This window comes from Flavobacterium segetis (genome assembly GCF_900129575.1).
In the GTDB taxonomy this organism is placed as follows: Bacteria; Bacteroidota; Bacteroidia; order Flavobacteriales; family Flavobacteriaceae; genus Flavobacterium; species Flavobacterium segetis.
Genome location: NZ_FQWE01000012.1, coordinates 17,426 through 37,594 on the forward strand (window position 1 = coordinate 17,426; position 20,169 = coordinate 37,594).

General features: G+C 33.2%; 19 protein-coding genes. 12 read left to right on the plus strand and 7 right to left on the minus strand.

Features of this window, described 5'->3' with window-relative positions:
* Window positions 1-394: 394 nt before the first annotated feature.
* The 3 genes from BUA99_RS14000 to BUA99_RS14010 all read right to left on the minus strand — a co-directional run bounded on the left by BUA99_RS14000 (window position 395) and on the right by BUA99_RS14010 (window position 2,165).
* On the minus strand, window positions 395-1,108 hold the full coding sequence (locus BUA99_RS14000; RefSeq protein ID WP_072993714.1) for a 3'-5' exonuclease: 714 nt from the start codon (window positions 1,106-1,108) through the stop codon (window positions 395-397).
* Between the two features lie 108 nt (window positions 1,109-1,216).
* Window positions 1,217-1,687, minus strand: coding sequence for a methylated-DNA--[protein]-cysteine S-methyltransferase (locus tag BUA99_RS14005; protein WP_072993716.1), 471 nt, complete (start codon window positions 1,685-1,687; stop codon window positions 1,217-1,219).
* 88 nt (window positions 1,688-1,775) lie between these two features.
* Complete coding sequence (locus tag BUA99_RS14010; protein WP_072993718.1) at window positions 1,776-2,165, minus strand: c-type cytochrome; 390 nt, start codon at window positions 2,163-2,165, stop codon at window positions 1,776-1,778.
* Between the two features lie 618 nt (window positions 2,166-2,783).
* Here BUA99_RS14010 and BUA99_RS15035 point away from each other — a divergent pair.
* Entirely contained in the window at window positions 2,784-2,912 is a 129-nt protein-coding gene (locus tag BUA99_RS15035; protein WP_143151780.1) for a FeoB-associated Cys-rich membrane protein, read from the plus strand.
* On the opposite strand, the gene BUA99_RS14015 is transcribed toward BUA99_RS15035, so the two are convergent.
* The 3 genes from BUA99_RS14015 to BUA99_RS14025 form a co-directional block, all read right to left on the minus strand.
* Window positions 2,909-3,727 carry a ZIP family metal transporter gene (locus tag BUA99_RS14015; protein WP_072993720.1) on the minus strand — a complete coding sequence of 273 codons (819 nt, stop codon included), beginning with the start codon at window positions 3,725-3,727 and terminating at the stop codon, window positions 2,909-2,911. The two genes, BUA99_RS15035 and BUA99_RS14015, sit on opposite strands and share 4 nt — an antisense overlap.
* Window positions 3,728-3,729: 2 nt before the next feature.
* Complete coding sequence (locus BUA99_RS14020) at window positions 3,730-4,377, minus strand: metal-dependent transcriptional regulator (protein ID WP_072993800.1); 648 nt, start codon at window positions 4,375-4,377, stop codon at window positions 3,730-3,732.
* A gap of 153 nt (window positions 4,378-4,530) precedes the next feature.
* On the minus strand, window positions 4,531-6,402 hold the full coding sequence (locus BUA99_RS14025) for an Nramp family divalent metal transporter (RefSeq protein ID WP_072993722.1): 1,872 nt from the start codon (window positions 6,400-6,402) through the stop codon (window positions 4,531-4,533).
* 145 nt (window positions 6,403-6,547) lie between these two features.
* Here BUA99_RS14025 and BUA99_RS14030 point away from each other — a divergent pair, with 145 nt between their 5' ends.
* The 7 genes from BUA99_RS14030 to selD all read left to right on the plus strand — a co-directional run bounded on the left by BUA99_RS14030 (window position 6,548) and on the right by selD (window position 14,326).
* Window positions 6,548-8,758, plus strand: coding sequence for a TonB-dependent receptor (locus tag BUA99_RS14030; protein WP_072993726.1), 2,211 nt, complete (start codon window positions 6,548-6,550; stop codon window positions 8,756-8,758).
* Window positions 8,758-9,222 carry a thioredoxin family protein gene (locus BUA99_RS14035; protein ID WP_072993729.1) on the plus strand — a complete coding sequence of 155 codons (465 nt, stop codon included), beginning with the start codon at window positions 8,758-8,760 and terminating at the stop codon, window positions 9,220-9,222. The genes BUA99_RS14030 and BUA99_RS14035 overlap by 1 nt, the downstream gene beginning before the upstream one ends.
* 302 nt (window positions 9,223-9,524) lie before the next feature.
* Entirely contained in the window at window positions 9,525-10,040 is a 516-nt protein-coding gene (locus BUA99_RS14040; protein WP_072993732.1) for a fasciclin domain-containing protein, read from the plus strand.
* 90 nt (window positions 10,041-10,130) lie between these two features.
* Window positions 10,131-11,282: a lycopene cyclase family protein gene (locus BUA99_RS14045; protein WP_084673566.1), complete on the plus strand. Its 1,152-nt coding sequence runs from the start codon at window positions 10,131-10,133 to the stop codon at window positions 11,280-11,282.
* A 97-nt stretch (window positions 11,283-11,379) separates the two neighbouring features.
* Complete coding sequence (locus BUA99_RS14050) at window positions 11,380-11,790, plus strand: BrxA/BrxB family bacilliredoxin (protein ID WP_072993738.1); 411 nt, start codon at window positions 11,380-11,382, stop codon at window positions 11,788-11,790.
* Window positions 11,791-12,265: 475 nt separating this feature from the next.
* Window positions 12,266-13,291, plus strand: coding sequence for a tRNA 2-selenouridine(34) synthase MnmH (gene mnmH / locus BUA99_RS14055; RefSeq protein WP_072993741.1), 1,026 nt, complete (start codon window positions 12,266-12,268; stop codon window positions 13,289-13,291).
* Complete coding sequence (selD, locus tag BUA99_RS14060; RefSeq protein ID WP_072993744.1) at window positions 13,292-14,326, plus strand: selenide, water dikinase SelD; 1,035 nt, start codon at window positions 13,292-13,294, stop codon at window positions 14,324-14,326.
* Between the two features lie 320 nt (window positions 14,327-14,646).
* Here selD and BUA99_RS14065 read toward each other — a convergent pair whose 3' ends face one another.
* Complete coding sequence (locus BUA99_RS14065; RefSeq protein ID WP_072993747.1) at window positions 14,647-15,258, minus strand: beta-class carbonic anhydrase; 612 nt, start codon at window positions 15,256-15,258, stop codon at window positions 14,647-14,649.
* A 652-nt stretch (window positions 15,259-15,910) separates the two neighbouring features.
* On the opposite strand from BUA99_RS14065, the gene BUA99_RS14070 reads away from it, so the two are divergent.
* From BUA99_RS14070 to BUA99_RS14085, 4 genes are all read left to right on the plus strand, one after another.
* Complete coding sequence (locus BUA99_RS14070) at window positions 15,911-16,102, plus strand: hypothetical protein (protein ID WP_143151781.1); 192 nt, start codon at window positions 15,911-15,913, stop codon at window positions 16,100-16,102.
* 737 nt (window positions 16,103-16,839) lie between these two features.
* Entirely contained in the window at window positions 16,840-18,225 is a 1,386-nt protein-coding gene (trhO, locus tag BUA99_RS14075) for an oxygen-dependent tRNA uridine(34) hydroxylase TrhO (protein ID WP_072993753.1), read from the plus strand.
* Window positions 18,226-18,410: 185 nt separating this feature from the next.
* The gene (locus tag BUA99_RS14080; RefSeq protein ID WP_072993756.1) at window positions 18,411-19,700 is read left to right on the plus strand and encodes a PSP1 domain-containing protein; all 1,290 of its coding nucleotides are present in this window, start codon (window positions 18,411-18,413) and stop codon (window positions 19,698-19,700) included.
* Window positions 19,684-20,163 (plus strand): gliding motility lipoprotein GldH, encoded by a 480-nt coding sequence (locus BUA99_RS14085; protein WP_072993760.1) that lies wholly within the window; start codon window positions 19,684-19,686, stop codon window positions 20,161-20,163. The genes BUA99_RS14080 and BUA99_RS14085 overlap by 17 nt, the downstream gene beginning before the upstream one ends.
* The last annotated feature ends 6 nt before the right edge of the window (window positions 20,164-20,169 follow it).

The following is a 20,169-nucleotide window of genomic DNA, read 5'->3' on the forward strand; positions in this document are numbered from 1 at the left end:
ATAAAAGGGTTAGTTGCTGGAAAACAATACCATAATACCCAAAACTTAATTCATCATTTAAATTATAAAAATAAAGTACTAATAAGGATATTGTAATGCTAGATAGAATAATTACTGTTCTAATGCTATTAAAGAAAAAAAATAGGAGAAAATAGTATAGAAAATACCACTATGCAAACAGCTAAAACTTCAAGAATATTAAAATAGTCTAATGAAGGTGTTTTAAAAAAATTTATTAATGGATAAATTAAATTATTGTAATAATAGTCTAGAGCGCTACCTCCATCTAGTTCACATCCGATAATGATATTTTTACTAAAAGGTAGAAATAGTGATACTAATCCAATAAGGCTAGAAATAATAAAAAGATGTTTTTTATTTATTTTAAAGGAATTTATACATGAATAATCTCATCATCAATTAAGAGTTCCTCACGTCTTAATCGCAGGAAAATTTGTGCTACAGCTATTGTATCTTTTTCACAATAAGTGACTATACGGTCAATGTCCTTTTCTACATAAAATACATGACCAACTTGACTGCCGTCAATATCTCCTTTTGGTGAGGGAATTCCTAATATTTTAGTTAATAATTTAAGAGAAGTGTAATGTTTATAATCTCCAAACTTCCATAATTCTAAAGTATCTAAATGCGGAATTTCCCAGGGTTTTTTTCCAAATAGATTTAGTTTATTCGGAATCACTATTTGATTTATAATCATTCGTCGCGCCAGAAAAGGAATATCAAATTCCTTAGCATTATGACCACATAAAACGTGTTGTGGCTGATTGAAATGAGTATTGAGCAAATTATTAAAATCCAGTAAAATTTTCTTTTCTTCTCCAAAAAAAGAAGTGACTCTGAAGTTTCGAATATCATTTTTAATGGTAAAATAACCCACAGAAATACAAACGATTTTACCAAACTCAGCCCAAATACCAGCTCTGTCATAAAATGCTGCGGCAGTGAATTCATCTTTTCGCTGGTACTGCGTTTTGTGTTCCCATAAATGTTGCATCTCAAGATCCAAAGCATTGAAATCCGCAGATTCAGGAACAGTTTCGATATCTAAGAAAAGAATGTTATTGAGGTTTACTTTTTCAATCATACTTATAGCACGCAGATGACGCGGATTCAAAAAAGATTAGACAAATTCAGATTTTCAAATATAAATAAAAAATACTAATTAGATGATAGAAGTCAATTTTTGCTAATTTTAAAATAAACTTTGTTGAGAAGTTGGATTTTCATGGTCCAATAGCCATTTCTTTCGCCACAATCCCCCAGCGTAGCCAGTAAGCGAGCCATCTGAGCCAATGATGCGGTGGCAGGGAACAACTATCCAAAGTGGGTTTTTTCCATTGGCAGAAGCTACAGCTCGAATAGCCTTTACATCTCCTAAATTTTTTGATTGTTCTAAATAGGTTCTTGTTTTTCCAAAAGGTATTTCTAGCAGTTCTTTCCAGACTTTCTGCTGAAAATCAGTTCCTTTAGGCTGTAATTTTAAATCAAAATCTTTTCTTAGACCATCAAAATATTCGTTTAGTTGCTGTACTGCTTGTTGTAATTCTGGTGGAATTATTACTGAAATAGTACTGTTGTCAGAAATAGAAATGGAAGAAATTCCATTTTTATCTCCTGTTATTATAGCTATTCCTAAAGGAGTTTTAACATAAACTGTTTGCATAATAAGAAATATAAAAAAAATATAAAACATAAAAAAGCCACTCGATAAAGCGACTGGCTTGATTGTTAAAATAGGACTTAATTAATACCTAATTCAAAGTAGAATAAACATAAGCTTCTAATCCTTTTAGTTCCTCATCAGTCATAGCTTTAGTAATTACAAAATTAGCTTTCATCACCTCGTATTGGCTTGGATCAACAATAGGCTCACCTTCACCTTTCAAAAAAGTAACCATATCAGCTCCTTTATCTTTATAGATTTTAGCAATATCTTGTAAACTAGGCCCGATAGCTTTCTTGTTTACTTGGTGGCAGGAAACACAATTTCCTTTTCCATTGAATATTTCCTCACCTAATGCCGCCGGAGTTTGAGCTATTTCTTCAGTAGTTGTAGGGTATAAAGGTTCTACTACTTTTGATTCCTCTTTTTTACAAGAAGCTAAAGCTAAAATGGCGAATATATACAATGTCTTTTTCATGGTTTTTAAGTTTAGAATTACGGTGTAATTTACAAAAAATTTACCATTCAATGTAATAGGGAGGAACAACATTATTTAAAGTACAATAAACAATCATTTGAATACGATGATGTATTGGTGGAACCGATATTATTGTGAAAATCTGTGAATGCCTTTTAAATCTGTAAAAAGTATATTTCTAATTTAAACTATTAGGGTTTGTGTTTGATGATGTTTTTACAAACATCATCAAACTACTTTTTTAACGTTGAAATAAGTTTCTTTTTTGGAAAAATGTTTTACCATCCTTTTTGTAGAATTAATAATTTTTAAAAGCACCTACCTTTTAAAAATTTATATTTTCTTTTAGATGATGCAATTGAGCTGAAAAATCATTTCTTTTGCTTGGTTTGTAACACTATTTATCGTGTGACATTAGTTTAGAAATATTATTTCCATAGGTTTTTTAATTTTGTCTCATCCTAAATCATCAAACATAAATAATTAATTTAAAATTTTTGAGGTAGCTTTTGCAAATGCAAAAAATTAAATATTATCTTAGAAAAGTGCTCTTAAATTTTGTAATTACTTTAACTGTTTAAAACACTTTGTACCAATTGCTTTTCTTAAATTTACATTATGGATGTACAAGAAGTTATCGCTTATATTTTACTAGGAGTTTCACTTGCTTTTCTTGTAAAAAAATTCTTTTTTAAGAAGAAAAAATCAGGAAAGGATTGTGGTACGGACGACTGTGGTTGCCATTAACCTAGTGCCACATCTAGCATCATCATAATAATAAATCCTCCCACAAATCCTAATGTCGCAATATCAGTATTTTTATCTTGTTGCGTTTCTGGAATTACCTCTTCTACCACTACAAATATCATAGCGCCTGCGGCAAAAGCCAAAGCGTAAGGTAAAATAGGCGTAAAAAATGTCACTGCAAAAGCGCCTAGGACCGCCGCTATAGGTTCCACAATTGCTGATGATTGTCCGTACATAAAACTCTTCCATCTGCTCATTCCCATTCGTCGTAGCGGCATTGCAACTGCGATTCCTTCAGGAAAATTTTGAATTCCAATGCCCATTGCTAGCGTTACAGCTCCAGCAATTGAAGCTTCTGGAATTCCAGCAGCCACACCTCCAAAAAGCACTCCAACGGCCAAACCTTCTGGGATATTATGCAACGTAATGGCAGAAACTAATAATGTTGTACGTTGCCATGGCGATTTAATTCCCTCGCTGACTTTAAAATTGATATGTATGTGTGGCAATACTTTGTCAATCCCAAAAATGAAAAGTGCTCCTAAAAAAAATCCGATTGCTGCAGGCATTACTTTCGCAAAACCTTCGCCGCCTGTCATTTCTATGGCTGGAGCCAATAAACTCCAGAAACTGGCAGCAACCATAACTCCTCCTGTAAAACCAAGCATTCCGTCAAGGACCGTTCGATTCATGGTTTTGAATAAAAACACAAATGATGCACCAAGCGCGGTTAGAAACCAAGTGAACAAGCTCGCATATAGAGCAGCTAAAATGGGATCAATACTTGAAAAATAATCGATAATGGATTGAAACATAATTATTGTATATAAATATTACTAGCTATTTTATTTGAAATCGTAATCTCCTTTAATCCAACTCGAATTCTAAAAGAATTATCGAAACTTTCCTTTTCTATAATCTCAATTAGTGAACCTAAGGCAATTTCTTGCTTGTCTAAGTACTTTAAAAACTCAGATGACGTGTCTTTTACACCTACGCAAATTCCAGTTTGCTTTTTTTCAAGTTCAGAAAGTAATCGTTTCTCCATTTTTACTATTCTCCCATTTGCATCCGGAATGGGATCACCATGCGGATCTTCCGTAGGATTTCCTAAAAAATCATCGAGTTTATTAATTAATTTCTCTGATTTTATGTGTTCTAATTGTTCTGCAACATCATGTACCTCGTCCCAAGAAAAATCTAGTTTTTCGACTAAAAAACATTCCCAGAGGCGATGTTTTCTAACAATCATTTTAGCGGCTAGTCTTCCAGATTCTGTCAGTGAAACGCCTTGATATTTTATATAATTAATTAAATCTTTCTCTGCTAATTTTTTTAACATATCTGTTACTGATGAGGCTTTCGTATCCATTTTTTCGGCGATCGAATTAGTGCTGACCGCAGTTTCTGAAATTACTGTAAGATGATATATAGTTTTGAGATAATTCTCTTCTGAGTAAGTCATGTGATTTATGATTTTTAATTTTTGTCGCGAAGTTTCGGGATTCATTTCTGATTATTTTTTAGCCCGGATAGTAGTAAAAATCCTTTTTAAATTTGCGTCCTTTAGCAAATTCAAAAAGATTGTAACGGATAGCTGGATAAAGCTCCAAGAAAATTAATTTTTTACAATTAACAATGGAATAGAGATTTTATGTCTCAATTTATCGACAGTAGTTCCAAAAATTAAATCTTTAAATCCGGTGTGGCCGTGTGTTCCCATAACCAATATATCAAAATTTTCTTTGTTAATAATTGTTGGAATTGTTTTCGCTGGATCTCCAAAACCTAGTTTTGTATTAACCGTAAATCCTTTTTCTGTCAACATTTCTTTGTATTCGTTTAATAATTTCGCGTCAATTAATGTCTCATGATCATCTACTTTTTCACCGTGAATCATTGCTCCAACTGTTTCTACAATATGAATTAAGGTATATTCAGCGGCTTTACCGCCTAACTCAAAAGCAGTATTTAACGCGACTTCGTCTGAGTCTGAAAAATCTACAGTAACAGCGATATTTTTTTGTGTAAAAGTTCCCGATTCAGAAAATTTTAATTTTAAATTATGAGGTGAGTGATTTTGAATATCGATTTTAGTCTTAGAAACAAAAGGTTTAAATATAATATACAATAGCAAAACTAGAAAAGCGAATGCCAGCGGAACAACGGTTAACCATAAGACAATGGGGTTTTCAGAAATTTCTAACCAACCCTTTATTTCATCATAAACTAACTTGGCGTTTAGAGATACAATAATTAACGCTACCGTCCAACCGGCAATTTGGGTAGTGCGACTGATATGAAATCCTTTCATTTTAGATTTATCACTTACAAAATGAATCAACGGAATAATAGCAAATCCTAATTGTAAACTTAAAATTACTTGGCTCAAAATCAGCAATTTTCCCGTAACTCCTTCACCAAAAATACTAATAACAATCACAGCGGGAATAATAGCAATTAATCGCGTTATAATGCGTCGCACCCACGGTTGTATTCGTAAATTAAGATAGCCTTCCATGATAATTTGGCCTGCTAATGTTCCGGTAACTGTGGAACTTTGACCAGCAGCTATTAAGGCAACTGCAAATAAAATGGGTGCCCATTGCGTTCCTAAAATAGGTGCTAAAAACTTGTGTGCGTCTTGAATTTCGGCAACTTCGTACATTCCGCTTTTATAAAATGTGGCTGCTGCCAATATTAAAATAGCAGCATTTACAAAAAATGCCAAATTCAAAGCAATGGTCGAATCAATAAAATTATATTTTATAGCTTGCTTAATTCCTTTGGGCGTTCGATCAAATTTTCTAGTTTGCACCAGTGAGGAATGTAAGTATAAATTGTGCGGCATTACGGTTGCACCAATAATTCCAATAGCAATATACAACGCAGCTTCATTGGGCATAGAAGGAATTAAGCCGTACAAAACTTTATCTAATTCTGGCTGGGCGAAGAACATTTCGAAAATAAATGAAACTCCAATTATCAATACTAAAACGATGATAAATGCCTCCATTTTTCGAATTCCTTTATTGATCAAAAACAATAGTAGAAAAGTATCTAAAACTGTAATTATTACGCCTTCAATTAATGGAATATCAAACAATAAATTAATACCAATTGCCATTCCTAGTACCTCCGCAAGATCACAAGCCGCAATAGCAACTTCGGCGAGAAAATAAAGAATATAATTGATAAATTTAGAGTAAGTAGCTCGAGAAGCTTGCGCTAAATCGAGTTGGGTTACAATTCCTAAACGCGCACTAAAACTTTGAAGTAACAGTGCCATGATGTTACTCATTAATAAAACCCATAGTAAAGCATAGCCAAACTGGCTTCCGCCAGCAATGTCTGTTGCCCAATTTCCAGGATCCATATAGCCCACACTTATTAAATAGGCAGGACCAAAAAAGGCAAGAATCTTTCTAAAAACTGATTTTTTATTTTCTGTTGAGACCGACTCGTGAACCTCTTCTAATGATTTACCCATTTTTAACTATTTACAGCAAATATAAATATGTTTTTTTGTTTTATCCAATATAATTTTTAGATTTGTCTAAATTATAAATATATTCACATCTAAAAATTAAATATTGAAAAATCTATTACTGCTTTTTTGCACACTATTCAGCATCATGATGACTGGTCAAACTACACTAAAAGGAAACGTTTCTGCTGATGGAATGCCTTTGCCATTAGCAAATGTTGTTATTAAAACCTTGAAAAAATCCACAGTCAGCGACTCAGAAGGGAATTTTGAGATTATAAATTTTTCAAAAGGAACCTATGAAATTCAAGTTTCCTATACTGGTTTTAGAACAAAGACACGAATTTTCACGGTTAGCGATAGCACTGATGTCTACTTGAATTTTGAACTTCAGGAAAATAACACTTTAGATGAAGTGGTAATTACTGGAACTTTAAAAGCAGTATCGCGTTTAGAAAGTCCTGTTCCTGTTGAAGTTTACAAACCTATTTTCTTTAAGAAAAATCCAACTGCAAATATTTTTGAAGCCTTGCAAAACGTGAATGGTGTACGTCCGCAACTGAACTGTAATGTTTGTAACACAGGAGACATTCACATCAATGGTCTTGAAGGTCCTTATACTTTAGTTTTAATTGATGGAATGCCTATTGTAAGTGGACTTTCAACGGTTTATGGACTTTCAGGAATTCCTAATTCTTTATTGGAACGCATCGAAATTGTGAAAGGTCCAGCTTCTTCTTTATACGGAAGTGAAGCCGTGGGTGGTTTAATAAATATCATCACTAAGAATCCGAAAAATGCTCCTCTTTTTTCTGCTGATTCATTTTTAACGGATTGGGGCGAACTCAACGTTGACGTAGGTTTTAAAGCAAATGTGACTAAAGACATCTCGATGTTAACTGGAATTAATTACTTTAACTACAGCAATCCTATTGACAACAACAATGATAATTTTACTGATTTAACCTTACAAGATCGAATCTCTGTTTTCCAGAAATGGAATTTTAATCAAAAAAACAATAAGCAATTCTCCTTAGCAGGACGCTATTTTTATGAAGATCGTTGGGGCGGTGAAATGCAGTGGGAGAAAAAATACCGTGGCGGAAACGAAGTATATGGCGAGAGCATCTACACCAAACGTTGGGAATTATTAGGGGCTTATGAATTGCCTATCGCTGAGAAAATGTTATTCTCTTTTTCGTATACGGATCACGACCAAAACTCGGTTTATGGAGATATTCCGTATTTAGCAAAACAGCGCATTGGTTTTGGACAACTAACTTGGGACAAAAAACTAAACAATCACGATTTACTTTTTGGAACAGCTTTGCGCTACCAATATTACGATGATAATACGACTGCGACCGTAAAGGAGGACATCAACTGGATTCCAAGTTTATTTGTGCAAGATGAAATAGCCTTTAATGAAAATCATAAAGTACTTCTTGGTGCTCGTTACGATTACAACCGCAACCACGGTTCTATTTTTACTCCGAGATTAGCTTATAAATGGAAACTGAATGACAATAATATTTTGCGCTTCAATACGGGAACTGGCTTTAGAATTGTAAATTTATTTACTGAAGAACATGCTGCTTTAACAGGTTCTCGTGATGTAATTGTGCTTGAAGAATTAAAGCCAGAGCGCTCGTTTAATGTTAACTTGAACTATTTGACAAAACTTTACGCTCAAAATGGAACTTTTATAGGAATTGAAACAACCGCTTGGTATACTCGATTTAGCAACTCTATTATTCCTGATTACGACACAAATCCTAACCAAATTATTTATAAAAATTTAGATGGCCACGCAGTTACTAAAGGAATTAGTTCTAACGTTGACTTTGTATTCACTAATGGTTTGAAAATGATTTTGGGAGCTACTTTTATGGATGTTTCCAAGACAGAAAACAACATTACCACTAAGCAAATCTTAACAGAACAGTTCTCAGGAACTTGGGCGATTTCGTATAGAATCAATAAATTATTCTTAGACCTAGATTATACTGGAAATATTTATGGACCGATGCGCTTGCCAACTTTAGGTCCTTTAGATCCAAGAAAAGATTACTCTCCAACGTGGAGCATTCAGAATATCCAATTTACTTTTAATAAGTTCAAGAAAATCGAAATTTATACAGGAGTGAAAAACCTTTTAAACTGGACGCCAAACAAAGGAAATCCATTTATTATTGCAAGAGCAAATGATCCATTTGATAAAAATGTACAATATGACGCGACTGGAAATGTGCAAGCCACCGCTGATAATCCATACGGCTTAACTTTTGATCCAAGTTATGTTTATGGTCCAAACCAAGGAATTAGAACTTTTCTAGGATTGCGATACACGTTGAAATAATGAAAAAAATACTTTACATATTTGTATTGTTTCTTTGGACAATTCCTTCGGGTTTTGCTCAATTGAAATTAAACACTTTTGAGCAAGCAGAACAATTATCAAAGGCAAATCCAAAACCTATTGTTGTATTTACGCATACGAATTGGTGCAAATATTGTAAAATAATGGAAAATACGACTTTTAAAGATTCTACAATTATTGCAGCGCTAAATGAGTATTTCTATTTCATCTCATTTGATGCTGAAACTAAGCGAGACATTGTTTTCAATGATCACACTTTTAAATTTCAACCCAATGGAACAAATACTGGAATTCATGATTTAGCAATAGTTTTAGCTACAAGTGATAATCAAGTTGTTTATCCTAGTTTGACCATTTTAGATAAAGAAAAAATTATAATATTTCAGCAGCATTCCCTTATTTCGGCGAAAGCCTTACTGCTAATCCTTGATAAAGTGCAATAATTATAACTCCGCAAAAACAAAGAATAATATTTAATAAAGGAGTGATCATTATTGTCAATTGTTAAAAACTTTGTGAAATGATCACTTTAAACTATTTTAATATTGAGATTAATAGATATTGGATATATCGGTTTTTAAATGCCGCAGTCCCTAGCTAATTGAAATATTTCAAGTTGTAAAAACATAATTAACTGATTTTTAACATAAAAGCTACTAAGATTAAAACTAAACAGTGGTTAAACTTTTACAAACAATGATTAGTTCGATTTACAAACCTTGTATTTTTATAAAAAATTACAATTATGAAAACAAAGAAAATTTTATCGTCGGCAATTTTAGCAATTGCGCTTTTCACAGGTATTAACTCATTTGCACAAAACGTAGTGGAAGTAGCGGTGGGTTCTCCAGACCATACCACATTAGTAGCTGCAGTAAAAGCTGCTGGTTTAGTAGAAACTTTATCTGGTACAGGACCTTTTACTGTTTTTGCTCCAACTAACGCTGCATTTGATAAATTACCAACGGGCACAGTAGCGAGCTTACTAGAACCAGCGAACATGAAAATGTTACAAGGTATTTTAACTTATCACGTAGTTGCTGGAAAATTAGATAGCAAAGCGGTTGTTGCAGCTATCAAAGCTGGAAAAGGTAAAGCGGTTTTGACAACCGTTCAAGGAGGAAAGATCACGGCTTCACTTAAAGGAAGCGATGTAATCATTACTGATGAAAAAGGAGGGATGTCAAAAGTAACTGCAGTTGATTTAGATGCTTCAAATGGAATAATCCATGTAGTAGATACGGTTTTGATGCACAAATAATAGTTGTTAAATTAAGTAAATTGTTTGTTAACCACGCGAAAGCGTGGTTTTTTTATGTCAAAATCATCTACAAAAAATTATATTTGCAATGTGAAACACTATAATTATATTTTTACTGGCGCAGGACTATCCGCTTTGATGACCGTTTACAAAATGATTCAGTCTGGTACATTTGTTGACCAAAGTATTTTACTAATTGATGAAAATACTAAAAAGGAAAATGATAGAACTTGGTGTTTCTGGAAGACAACTGATTCTATTTGGGAAAACAGTATTTCTAAAAAGTGGGATTCCGCTTTGTTTGCTAATGCTACTTTTAGTCGGGATCTTGATTTAAAGCCATACCATTACAATATGGTAAAAGGATTAGATTTTTACAATCAAGTATTTGAGTTGATTGCAAAGCAAGCTAATATTACATTTTTAAATGAGAAAGTGCTTGACATCAATGAGCTGGAAAATCACGTATTTGTAGCAACGCCATTCGAAAATTTCACTTGCGATAAAGTAATTAATAGTATTTATCGAAAATCAGAAGTAGAGAATCAAACTAAATATCCACTTTTGCAACAACATTTTATAGGGTGGTTTATAAAAAGCAAAGAAGCCGTTTTTAATCCTGAAAGAGTGACTTTCATGGATTTCTCTGTAGCGCAAAAGGGAAATACTCGTTTTATGTATATTTTACCTACCTCTGTAAATGAAGCATTACTGGAATACACCTTATTTTCTGAAAAATTGTTGAAAAAAGAGGAATATGAGCAGGAAATTATTCTTTACATGAAAAGACTAGGAATTACAGATTATGAAATCGTTGATAAAGAACAAGGAAGTATTCCGATGACTTGTTATCCTTTTTGGAAAAAAAATACAAAAAAAGTTTTAAATATAGGAACGTCAGGTGGTTGGACTAAAGCTAGTACAGGCTATACTTTTAAGAGTTCTGATAAAAAATCTACAGACTTGGTAACATTTTTACAAAAAGAGACTGATTTTAGAAAATTCTATAATAAAACAAAATTTTGGTTTTACGATTTACTTCTTTTAGATGTTTTATATCAAAAAAACGAGTTGGGGGCTCTGATATTTTCCTCTTTATTTAAAAAAGGAAATCCAGATTTAATCTTTAAGTTTTTAGATGAAGAAACCTCTTTTTGGGAGGATTTTCAAGTGATTTGGAAATGTCCTAAGAAACCATTTTTACGAGCCATTTTTAATTCGGTGATTCGAGCAATAAAATAGCAATCAAACAATAACAAAACTTTATAATACAAACAAGAGAGTTCTTTCTAAACTTTGTAACTTTGCTATATAAAATTAATATTTAAAATACAACGATATGTATCCAGAAGAAATGGTAAAACCAATGCAGGCAGAATTGACGTCAGCAGGTTTTCAAGATTTACATAGTGCTGAGGCCGTAGATAATGCAATTAAAGCAGAGGGAACAACACTAGTTATTGTTAATTCGGTTTGTGGTTGTGCAGCAAGAAATGCACGTCCAGGAGCAAAAATGAGTTTAGAAGGTGCTAAAAAACCAGATCATTTAATCACAGTTTTTGCAGGTGTAGATAAAGAAGCAGTTGATGCTGCGAGACAACATATGTTTCCTTTTCCTCCATCTTCTCCAGCTATGGCATTATTCAAAAACGGTGAATTAGTTCATATGTTAGAGCGCCATCACATTGAAGGTCGCCCAGCTGAAATGATCGCTGAAAACTTGAAAGATGCTTTCAACGAGTATTGCTAAATCAATAAAAAATCAAACTAAAACCACGTTCATTCGTGGTTTTTTTATTTGGTTCTATTTTTAGCTCGCGATTTTGCCTTGCTAAAGCCGGTGTTACGCTTAATTTTTTTAAAGAAGTCTGTAAAAAGATGTTATTCCTATAGTAGCTTTATAGCTTTTCCTATCAATGATAAATTAACTACATTAACAATTTGTTTTTTAGTTTGTTTAAAGGATTATTTACTAGTATTTGTTATCACAACTGAAACTATAAAAATAAAATAATTGCGATCGTTATATTCCTTATACCAATTCCAAAGCCTAATTAAGCATACTGCAAACATGCAACGCGTAAATCGAAGTTTTGAATAAACCATTAAATCTAAAATTGCATTTACTACCCTCAAAAAATAGCAAAAATTATATAGCTTACTCGTGTAAAAAGTAACTTATTCCTTGTAATAAGTTTATCTTTGAAACATTAACACCCGTTGTAATGAAACAAGTTATTTCTGTAGATTTTTACTTTCATAATTTAAATCACATTCCAATTATTGACGTCAGGTCACCAGGAGAGTTTTGCAAAGGACATATTCCAAATGCTATTAATGTCGCGTTATTTACAGATCAAGAGCGGGCGGTAGTAGGAACTGCTTATAAAAAAGAATCTAAAGAAAGCGCATTTGCAATTGGTTACGATTTTGTAAAACCTAAACTAAATGATTTTGTAACCAAATCTGTTGCTATTGCTCCTAATAAGGAAGCAGTAATACAATGCTGGCGTGGAGGAATGAGAAGTAATGCTTTTGCAGATCACCTTATTGCAAATGGATTTGAAAAGGTATACGTAATTGAAAATGGATACAAAGCTTTTAGAAATTATGTGTTACAATTTTTTGAAAAGTCAGTAAATTTGAAAGTTTTGGGTGGTTACACTGGCTCGGGCAAGACAGATATACTTTTTTGTTTACAAAAGAATGGACAACAAGTTATAGACTTAGAAGGATTAGCTAATCACAGAGGTTCGGCATTTGGTGGTATAGACCAACAACCTCAGCCAACAACGGAACAATTTGAAAACAATTTGTTTTCAGTGATTCAAAAATTAAACGGCAACTTACCTATTTGGATTGAAGATGAAAGTAGATTAATTGGGCAAGTATCCATTCCAGACGCTTTTTATTGCAACATGAGAAATATGCCACTATATTTTTTAGATGTTCCGCTCCAAGAAAGAGCAAAACTACTAGTTCAGATGTATTCCCGTTTAAATCCTGAGCAATTAGCACTTGCTATCACCCGAATCACAAAAAGACTTGGGTATGACAATGCCAAATTTGCTTTGGAAGCTCTTGATAATAAAAACTATTATAAAGTAGTAGAAATTGCACTTCAATATTACGATAAGTGCTATCTAAAAGGGTTGCAAGCCCGGCAACAAGCACAAATTCAAGAATTTAACATACCTATTATAAATGCTGAAAAAACAGCAAAATTTTTAATAAATCTATCAATTATCTAAATGAATAACGATATTAAATTAACAAGTTTCAGTCACGGCGCAGGTTGCGGATGCAAATTATCACCAAAAGTATTAACTACCATCCTACAATCTACTGCACCCAAAATAGAAGATATAAAATTACTAGTGGGTAACGACACTAGAGATGATGCCGCTATTTACGACATCGGTAATGGAATAGGAATAATAAGCACAACCGATTTTTTTTTACCTATTGTTGATGATCCTTTCACTTTTGGACAAATTGCTGCTACAAATGCTTTAAGCGATGTATATGCTATGGGAGGAAAACCGGTGATGGCAATAGCAATTCTAGGATGGCCAATTGATAAATTAGCCCCGGAAATCGCTGCACAAGTAATGGAGGGAGGCAGGAAAGCTTGCTTTGATGCTGGTATAATACTCGCTGGCGGTCATAGCATTGATAATCCAGAACCTATATTTGGGCTGGCGGTCACAGGAACTGTAGCAATAGATAATATAAAACGAAATGACAAAGCTAAGCAAGGAAGCATCCTTTACTTAACGAAACCATTAGGCGTTGGAATTTTAGCAACTGCACAAAAGAAAGGCCTTCTAAAAGACGAACATGCAGCTATTGCTGCTAACTCAATGATCATTTTAAATGATGTTGGTCTAGAACTATCAAAAATTGATGAAGTCACTGCATTAACCGATGTAACTGGATTTGGACTCATGGGCCATTTACTTGAAGTGTGTGAAGGAAGCAATGTATCTGCTACGATTAATTATAGCAAAGTGCCTGTTTTCCGCGAAATAAATGACTATATCGATAAAAAATGCGTTCCAGGAGGCACACTAAGAAACTGGGATAGTTACGGTCATAAACTTAATATTGAAAATGAAAAGCAAAGACATATCTTATGTGATCCACAAACGAGTGGAGGTTTATTGATTGCTGTCACAAAAGAAGCTTCCCACAAAGTAGAAGCATTGTTAAGAAGCAAAGGGCTTTATGCTGAACCAATAGGTGAATTAATAGAAAAAGCAGCAATTTCAATATATATTAAATAAAACTGAAAAAGAATCGTACAGACAAAAACTGCTACAGCGTTATTATCTTTTAAGCCAAATAGCTGAATTAAACTATTAGGCCAATTGAAAAATTATAATTTAAAACCACGTTTTGGCGTGGTTTTTTTTAAATGTCTATCCGATATTTGTACCAAAATACAACTTTATACTTTAACCATTTGTACTTTCAATCAGTTTTAAATAAGACCATTGTAATTAATTTTGCTTGTTGAAGAAATGGCAATAATAAACAACTTGATGTTGCTAAGGGATAGTGCCATTTATTATTTCTTTATTAAAACAATACTATGTGATGGGATTTAACTTGCTCTCCCTACAATAGTAGCTTCGGGAATTTCGATTAACTTTCCACTTTTCACATCAAAAAGATAGCCATAAACTGGAATATGTGTAGGAACTAACGCATGGTCTTTAATTCTTCTAACATCCTCAATAATACTTTCTGCCTGATTACTAATCGTTAAAAAAGAAATGTTTTTTGCTTCTTGGGAACCGCCTTCTTCCGTAATATTTCTCCATCCATTAGCATCAACGGTAGCTGTAGAAAGGCTTGTCGCTAGTAAATCTCTTACGATCTCGTCTGTAAAAGTTTCCATTCCACAATCAGTGTGGTGAATCACAAACCATTCAGCAGTTCCTAATAATTTATAGGAAATAATCAATGAACGAATCGCATCATCACTGGCTCTTCCTCCTGCATTCCGAATAACGTGTGCATCACCTTCTGAAAGTCCAGCATACTTTGCAGGGTCCAAGCGGGCATCCATACATGTTAGAATTGCGAATTTCCTTCCTGGAGGCATTGGCAAGTTTGCTTTTTCACCAAAGCTTTCCGAATAATTTTGATTTGCAACCAAAACTTGCTCATGAACAATACTGTTCTCTTTTTGTAATAAATTTTCTTTACTCATTTAAATTTAGTTTTTGGATCTCTAGTAAAAGAAATCAGATGATAATTTTAGTTTGTTTAAAATATTTTTTTAAATACTCTATTAAACCTATAGGCAAAGATAATTATTTATAAATACAACGGAGAATCTCGAGGTTTTTATTTGACCACAAAAAGAATCTTTACTAACCATTTACTTTCGTAATTTTTATTTGGAGCTATTTACTTCGTCAGTTTCCTGCGCTCGAGTACAGCTTTTCGTTTCAATCTTTTCTTCGCTAAGAAACCTTAAAATAAAAATATTTTTAATGATACCGATTCTAAAAAGAATAGAAAATTTAATATGAATAGTTATGGTACACAAATGGATGTGGTTTAAACACCTAACAATATACTATTTAAAAATAGTAAGAGGTACATGAAATTTAGTTAAACAGTACAAAAATGCCCCCCTTTGGTTGTTTATTTTTGTTATTTTGAGGATATTAAAAGAAACTATTTATTACTATCAACTTGGAATAAATATTTTAAAATATACTAACATAATGGATATATTAATCAGTCCAATTGCTAACTTAACATTAACTCCATTAATGCTTTAAGTATTCATTGTTTATTTGATAATTCTTTACCTAATTAATTTACTTCTTACCAAAAACTTTAATAAAGATTGGTTGAAGAAAAGGATTGACTTAAAAAAGCCTATTTCAGAAATAACTGAAGAGGAAATAAAAACATTTTGTGGCATGCAACTTATCACAAAGTTTGCCATTGGTACGGTAACCTTTTTTATAGGAATAGGATTATGTAGTAGAAGGAAAGTTACGAGTAAAATTGCTAACAATGAATTACCATATACTTATTAATTAACTTTTAGCGATGGACAAACAAAAGAAATTTTTTTAAGCGGCTTAAACGGTTTTTACTATTTTTACGTCGAAAAAGGAAGTAAAATGTAAAAATAGCTCCGGTAAGCGCAATCAAATTAGTGAAAATAATCAATAATAAAGTCCCGCATTATAGAATGCTCAAAATTTGTTAAACAATCAGAGATTCTTCAATGCTCAAAATGACAAGCTAAACGTAGTAAATTGCATCAATTGTATCTTAAAATAACGCACCAAATTGTCATTCTGACGAAGGAAGAATCTCCATAAAATGCTCAACAAATAGAAATCCGTGATGCCTTACAATGACAAACTAAACGCAAAAAACAATAACCTAAATCATAACACTACTTAGGCTCAAATTGTCACTCAGAAGAAGTAAGAGTCTTCATAAATTGCTCATCAAGCAGAGATTGCTCCGCTGGTTCGCTAACACTCAGGTCTTCGTTCCCCAAAATGACAAAACAACCACAAAATAATCCCATAACTACAAATATCTTAGCCCTTATTACTTCACAGAAATATATTTTCATAGGAGTTCAGTGAACTTTGTTTACAGTGGCATCCTCTTGTTGCAGCGCTAGCGAAAACAAGAGATATATTTATAAAGTAGATGAAGCTCCTCTATTTTAAATCATTGATAAACTTTGCGAACTTTGCGGTCAAATTATCTACTTTTGCAAAAAATATATTTCTCAACTTAAACTGTTTATAGCATGCAACTGTATAACACCTTAAGCGCAGAAGAAAGAGCCATCATGATTGATGATGCTGGAAAACAAAGACTTACTTTGTCTTTCTATGCTTATGCGCAAATTCAAAATCCAACTCAATTTCGTAATGATTTATTTCTAGCGTGGAATCCATTAGGAGTTCTGGGCCGGATTTATGTCGCTAATGAAGGGATAAATGCCCAACTTTCACTTCCGGCTGATAATTTCTATGCGTTTAAAGACACTATAGAAGCGTACCATTTCATGAAAGGAATTCGTTTGAATATTGCCGTAGAACAGGATGATCACTCCTTCTTGAAACTCACCGTAAAAGTTCGTGACAAGATTGTTGCCGATGGTTTGGTAGATGAAACTTTTGATGTAACTAATATTGGAATTCATCTCAAAGCACAAGAATTCAATGACTTATTAGAAGATCCAAACACTATTGTAGTCGATATGCGCAATCATTACGAGAGCGAAATCGGTCATTTTACAAAAGCTATAAAAACAGATGTTGACACTTTTCGCGAAAGCTTGCCTATAATCGAAGAGCAATTAGCGCAACATAAGCAAGACAAAAAATTATTGATGTACTGCACGGGAGGAATTCGGTGCGAGAAAGCAAGTGCTTACTTTAAACACAAAGGTTTTGAAAACGTATACCAATTGGAAGGCGGGATCATTGAATATACACGCCAAGTAAAAGAGCAAGGATTAGAAAGTAAATTCATTGGAAAAAACTTTGTATTCGATCACCGCTTGGGAGAAAGAATTACTGATGACATTGTATCGCAATGCCATCAATGCGGAAAACCGTGTGATGTACATACCAATTGTGCAAATGAAGGTTGCCACTTACTTTTTATTCAATGTGAAGAATGTGCATCAGCAATGGAAGGCTGTTGTTCCTCTGCCTGTGTAGATGTAATTCACTTGCCTGAAGAGGAACAAAAAGTGGTAAGAAGAGGAATTAAAAACGGTAATATGATTTTCAAAAAAGGAAAATCAGATGTGTTGACATTTAAGAATAATCATGATCCATTAGCTGCGATTCCCAATCTTTCGGAATTAGCAGAAACAAAAACGGCTCGCAGAGTGGCTACTGTTTTAAAAAAAGAAGTAAAACTTAAAAAACAATACATTGGAAAAGGAACTCACTTTTTTCCAAAACCAAGCGTCGCTCAATTTTTTATTGAAGAAGGGGAAATAAAGATTGGTGATACCATCCTAATAAAAGGAGCAACTACTGGAGAACAGCAAATAATCATCGAAGAAATGTTTGTTAACGACACAGATGCTAAAATTGCGACCTTAGGAGATACCTGTACTTTTAAATTGCCATTTAGAATTCGTTTGTCTGATAAATTATACAAAGTTTTAGATTAAAATTTTTTTTTAAATTATTTCAAATTTACCCACTACACATCAAATTGTAATGGGTTTTTTTAGTATAAATTTATGATGTATTGCCGCTAATAGGCGTTGTTCCATAAAATTAAAAAATACTATCTTTACGACTTAATCGTTTTAAGAACTTAAGTTGTGTTCTTCACAACACTATATATAAAATTATGGCATGTACAAGTTGTTCAACTTCTGATGGTGGTGCACCTAAGGGTTGTAAAAATAATGGGACTTGCGGCACCGATAGCTGCAATAAATTGACTGTTTTCGACTGGCTTTCTAATATGAGTTTGCCTAATGGAGACGCTCCTTTTGACTGCGTTGAAGTACGTTTTAAAAATGGTAGAAAAGAATTTTATCGCAATACGGAGAAACTAACTTTGAGTATGGGAGACATTGTAGCTACTGTTGCTTCTCCGGGTCATGATATAGGGATCGTAACTTTGACTGGCGAATTAGTTAAGATCCAAATGAAGAAAAAAGGAGTCAATCATTTAAGCAATGATGTTCCAAAAATATACAGAAAAGCATCTCAAAAAGACATCGATATTTGGTCTGTTGCTCGTGATAAGGAAGAGCAAATGAAAGTAAGAGCACGTGAATTAGCGATTGCTCAAAAACTAGAAATGAAAATTTCAGATATTGAATTTCAAGGTGATGGATCAAAAGCAACATTTTACTACACCGCTAACGATCGAATTGATTTCCGAGCTTTAATTAAAGATTTTGCCAAGGAATTTAGTACTAGAATTGAAATGAAGCAAGTTGGCTTTCGACAAGAAGCGGCTCGCTTGGGCGGGATTGGTTCCTGTGGAAGAGAATTATGCTGTTCTACCTGGCTGACTGATTTTAGGAGTGTTAATACTTCTGCAGCGCGCTACCAACAACTATCTTTGAATCCACAAAAATTAGCCGGTCAATGTGGAAAGCTAAAATGTTGTCTAAACTATGAGTTAGATACTTATATGGATGCGTTGAAAGATTTTCCAGATTTTGAAACTAGATTAGTTACTGAAAAAGGAGATGCCATTTGCCAAAAACAAGATATCTTTAAAGGATTAATGTGGTTTGCCTATACGAACAATTTTGCAAATTGGCATGTATTAAAAATCGACCAAGTCAAAGAAATTCTAGCTGAAAATAAATTAAAAAATAAAGTTTCGTCACTTGAAGATTTTGCAATAGAAATTGTAGTTGAGGTAGAGAAAAACTTCAACAATGCAATGGGACAAGAGAGTTTAACTCGTTTTGACCAACCTAAAGCAAAGAAAAAATCAACGAAAAAACGAAAAACAGTTGGGGAAAATGCGATTGTAGCCAACAATACTAAGACTGTCAATAATAAAATAACGAGCAATAATAAATCTCCACAAAACAACCGTCCAGCTCCTGCGGAAAATAAACCTGCTGAGCCAAGAAAACCAATAATTATTACGAAGAATGTGGATAAAAAATAGTGCTTTACTCTTTTTGGTGATTATTCTTTTATCATCCTGCGATAAAAAAAGAGTTTTTGACGATTATAAATCAGTTGGAGAATCCTGGAATAAAGACAGTATTGTAAACTTTGATTTGCCGCAGCTTGATTCAACTAAACGGTACAATCTATTTGTAACTTTAAGAGCGAACAATAATTATAAGTACAACAATTTGTTCTTAATTGTGGCACTAGAATTACCCAATGGATTTACAAAAGTAGACACTTTAGAGTATCAAATGGCTGATCCAGATGGTACCTTATTAGGTGATGGTTTTTCGGACATTAAGGAAAGTAAACTTTTTTATAAAGAAAACGTGCGGTTTAGATCAACTTATAAGGTTCATATTAAGCAAGCTGTTAGAGAAAACGGTAAAGTACCAGGCGTGCAGTTCCTAGACGGAATTACTGAAGTAGGATTTAGAATAGAAAAAAAAGAATAATATAGT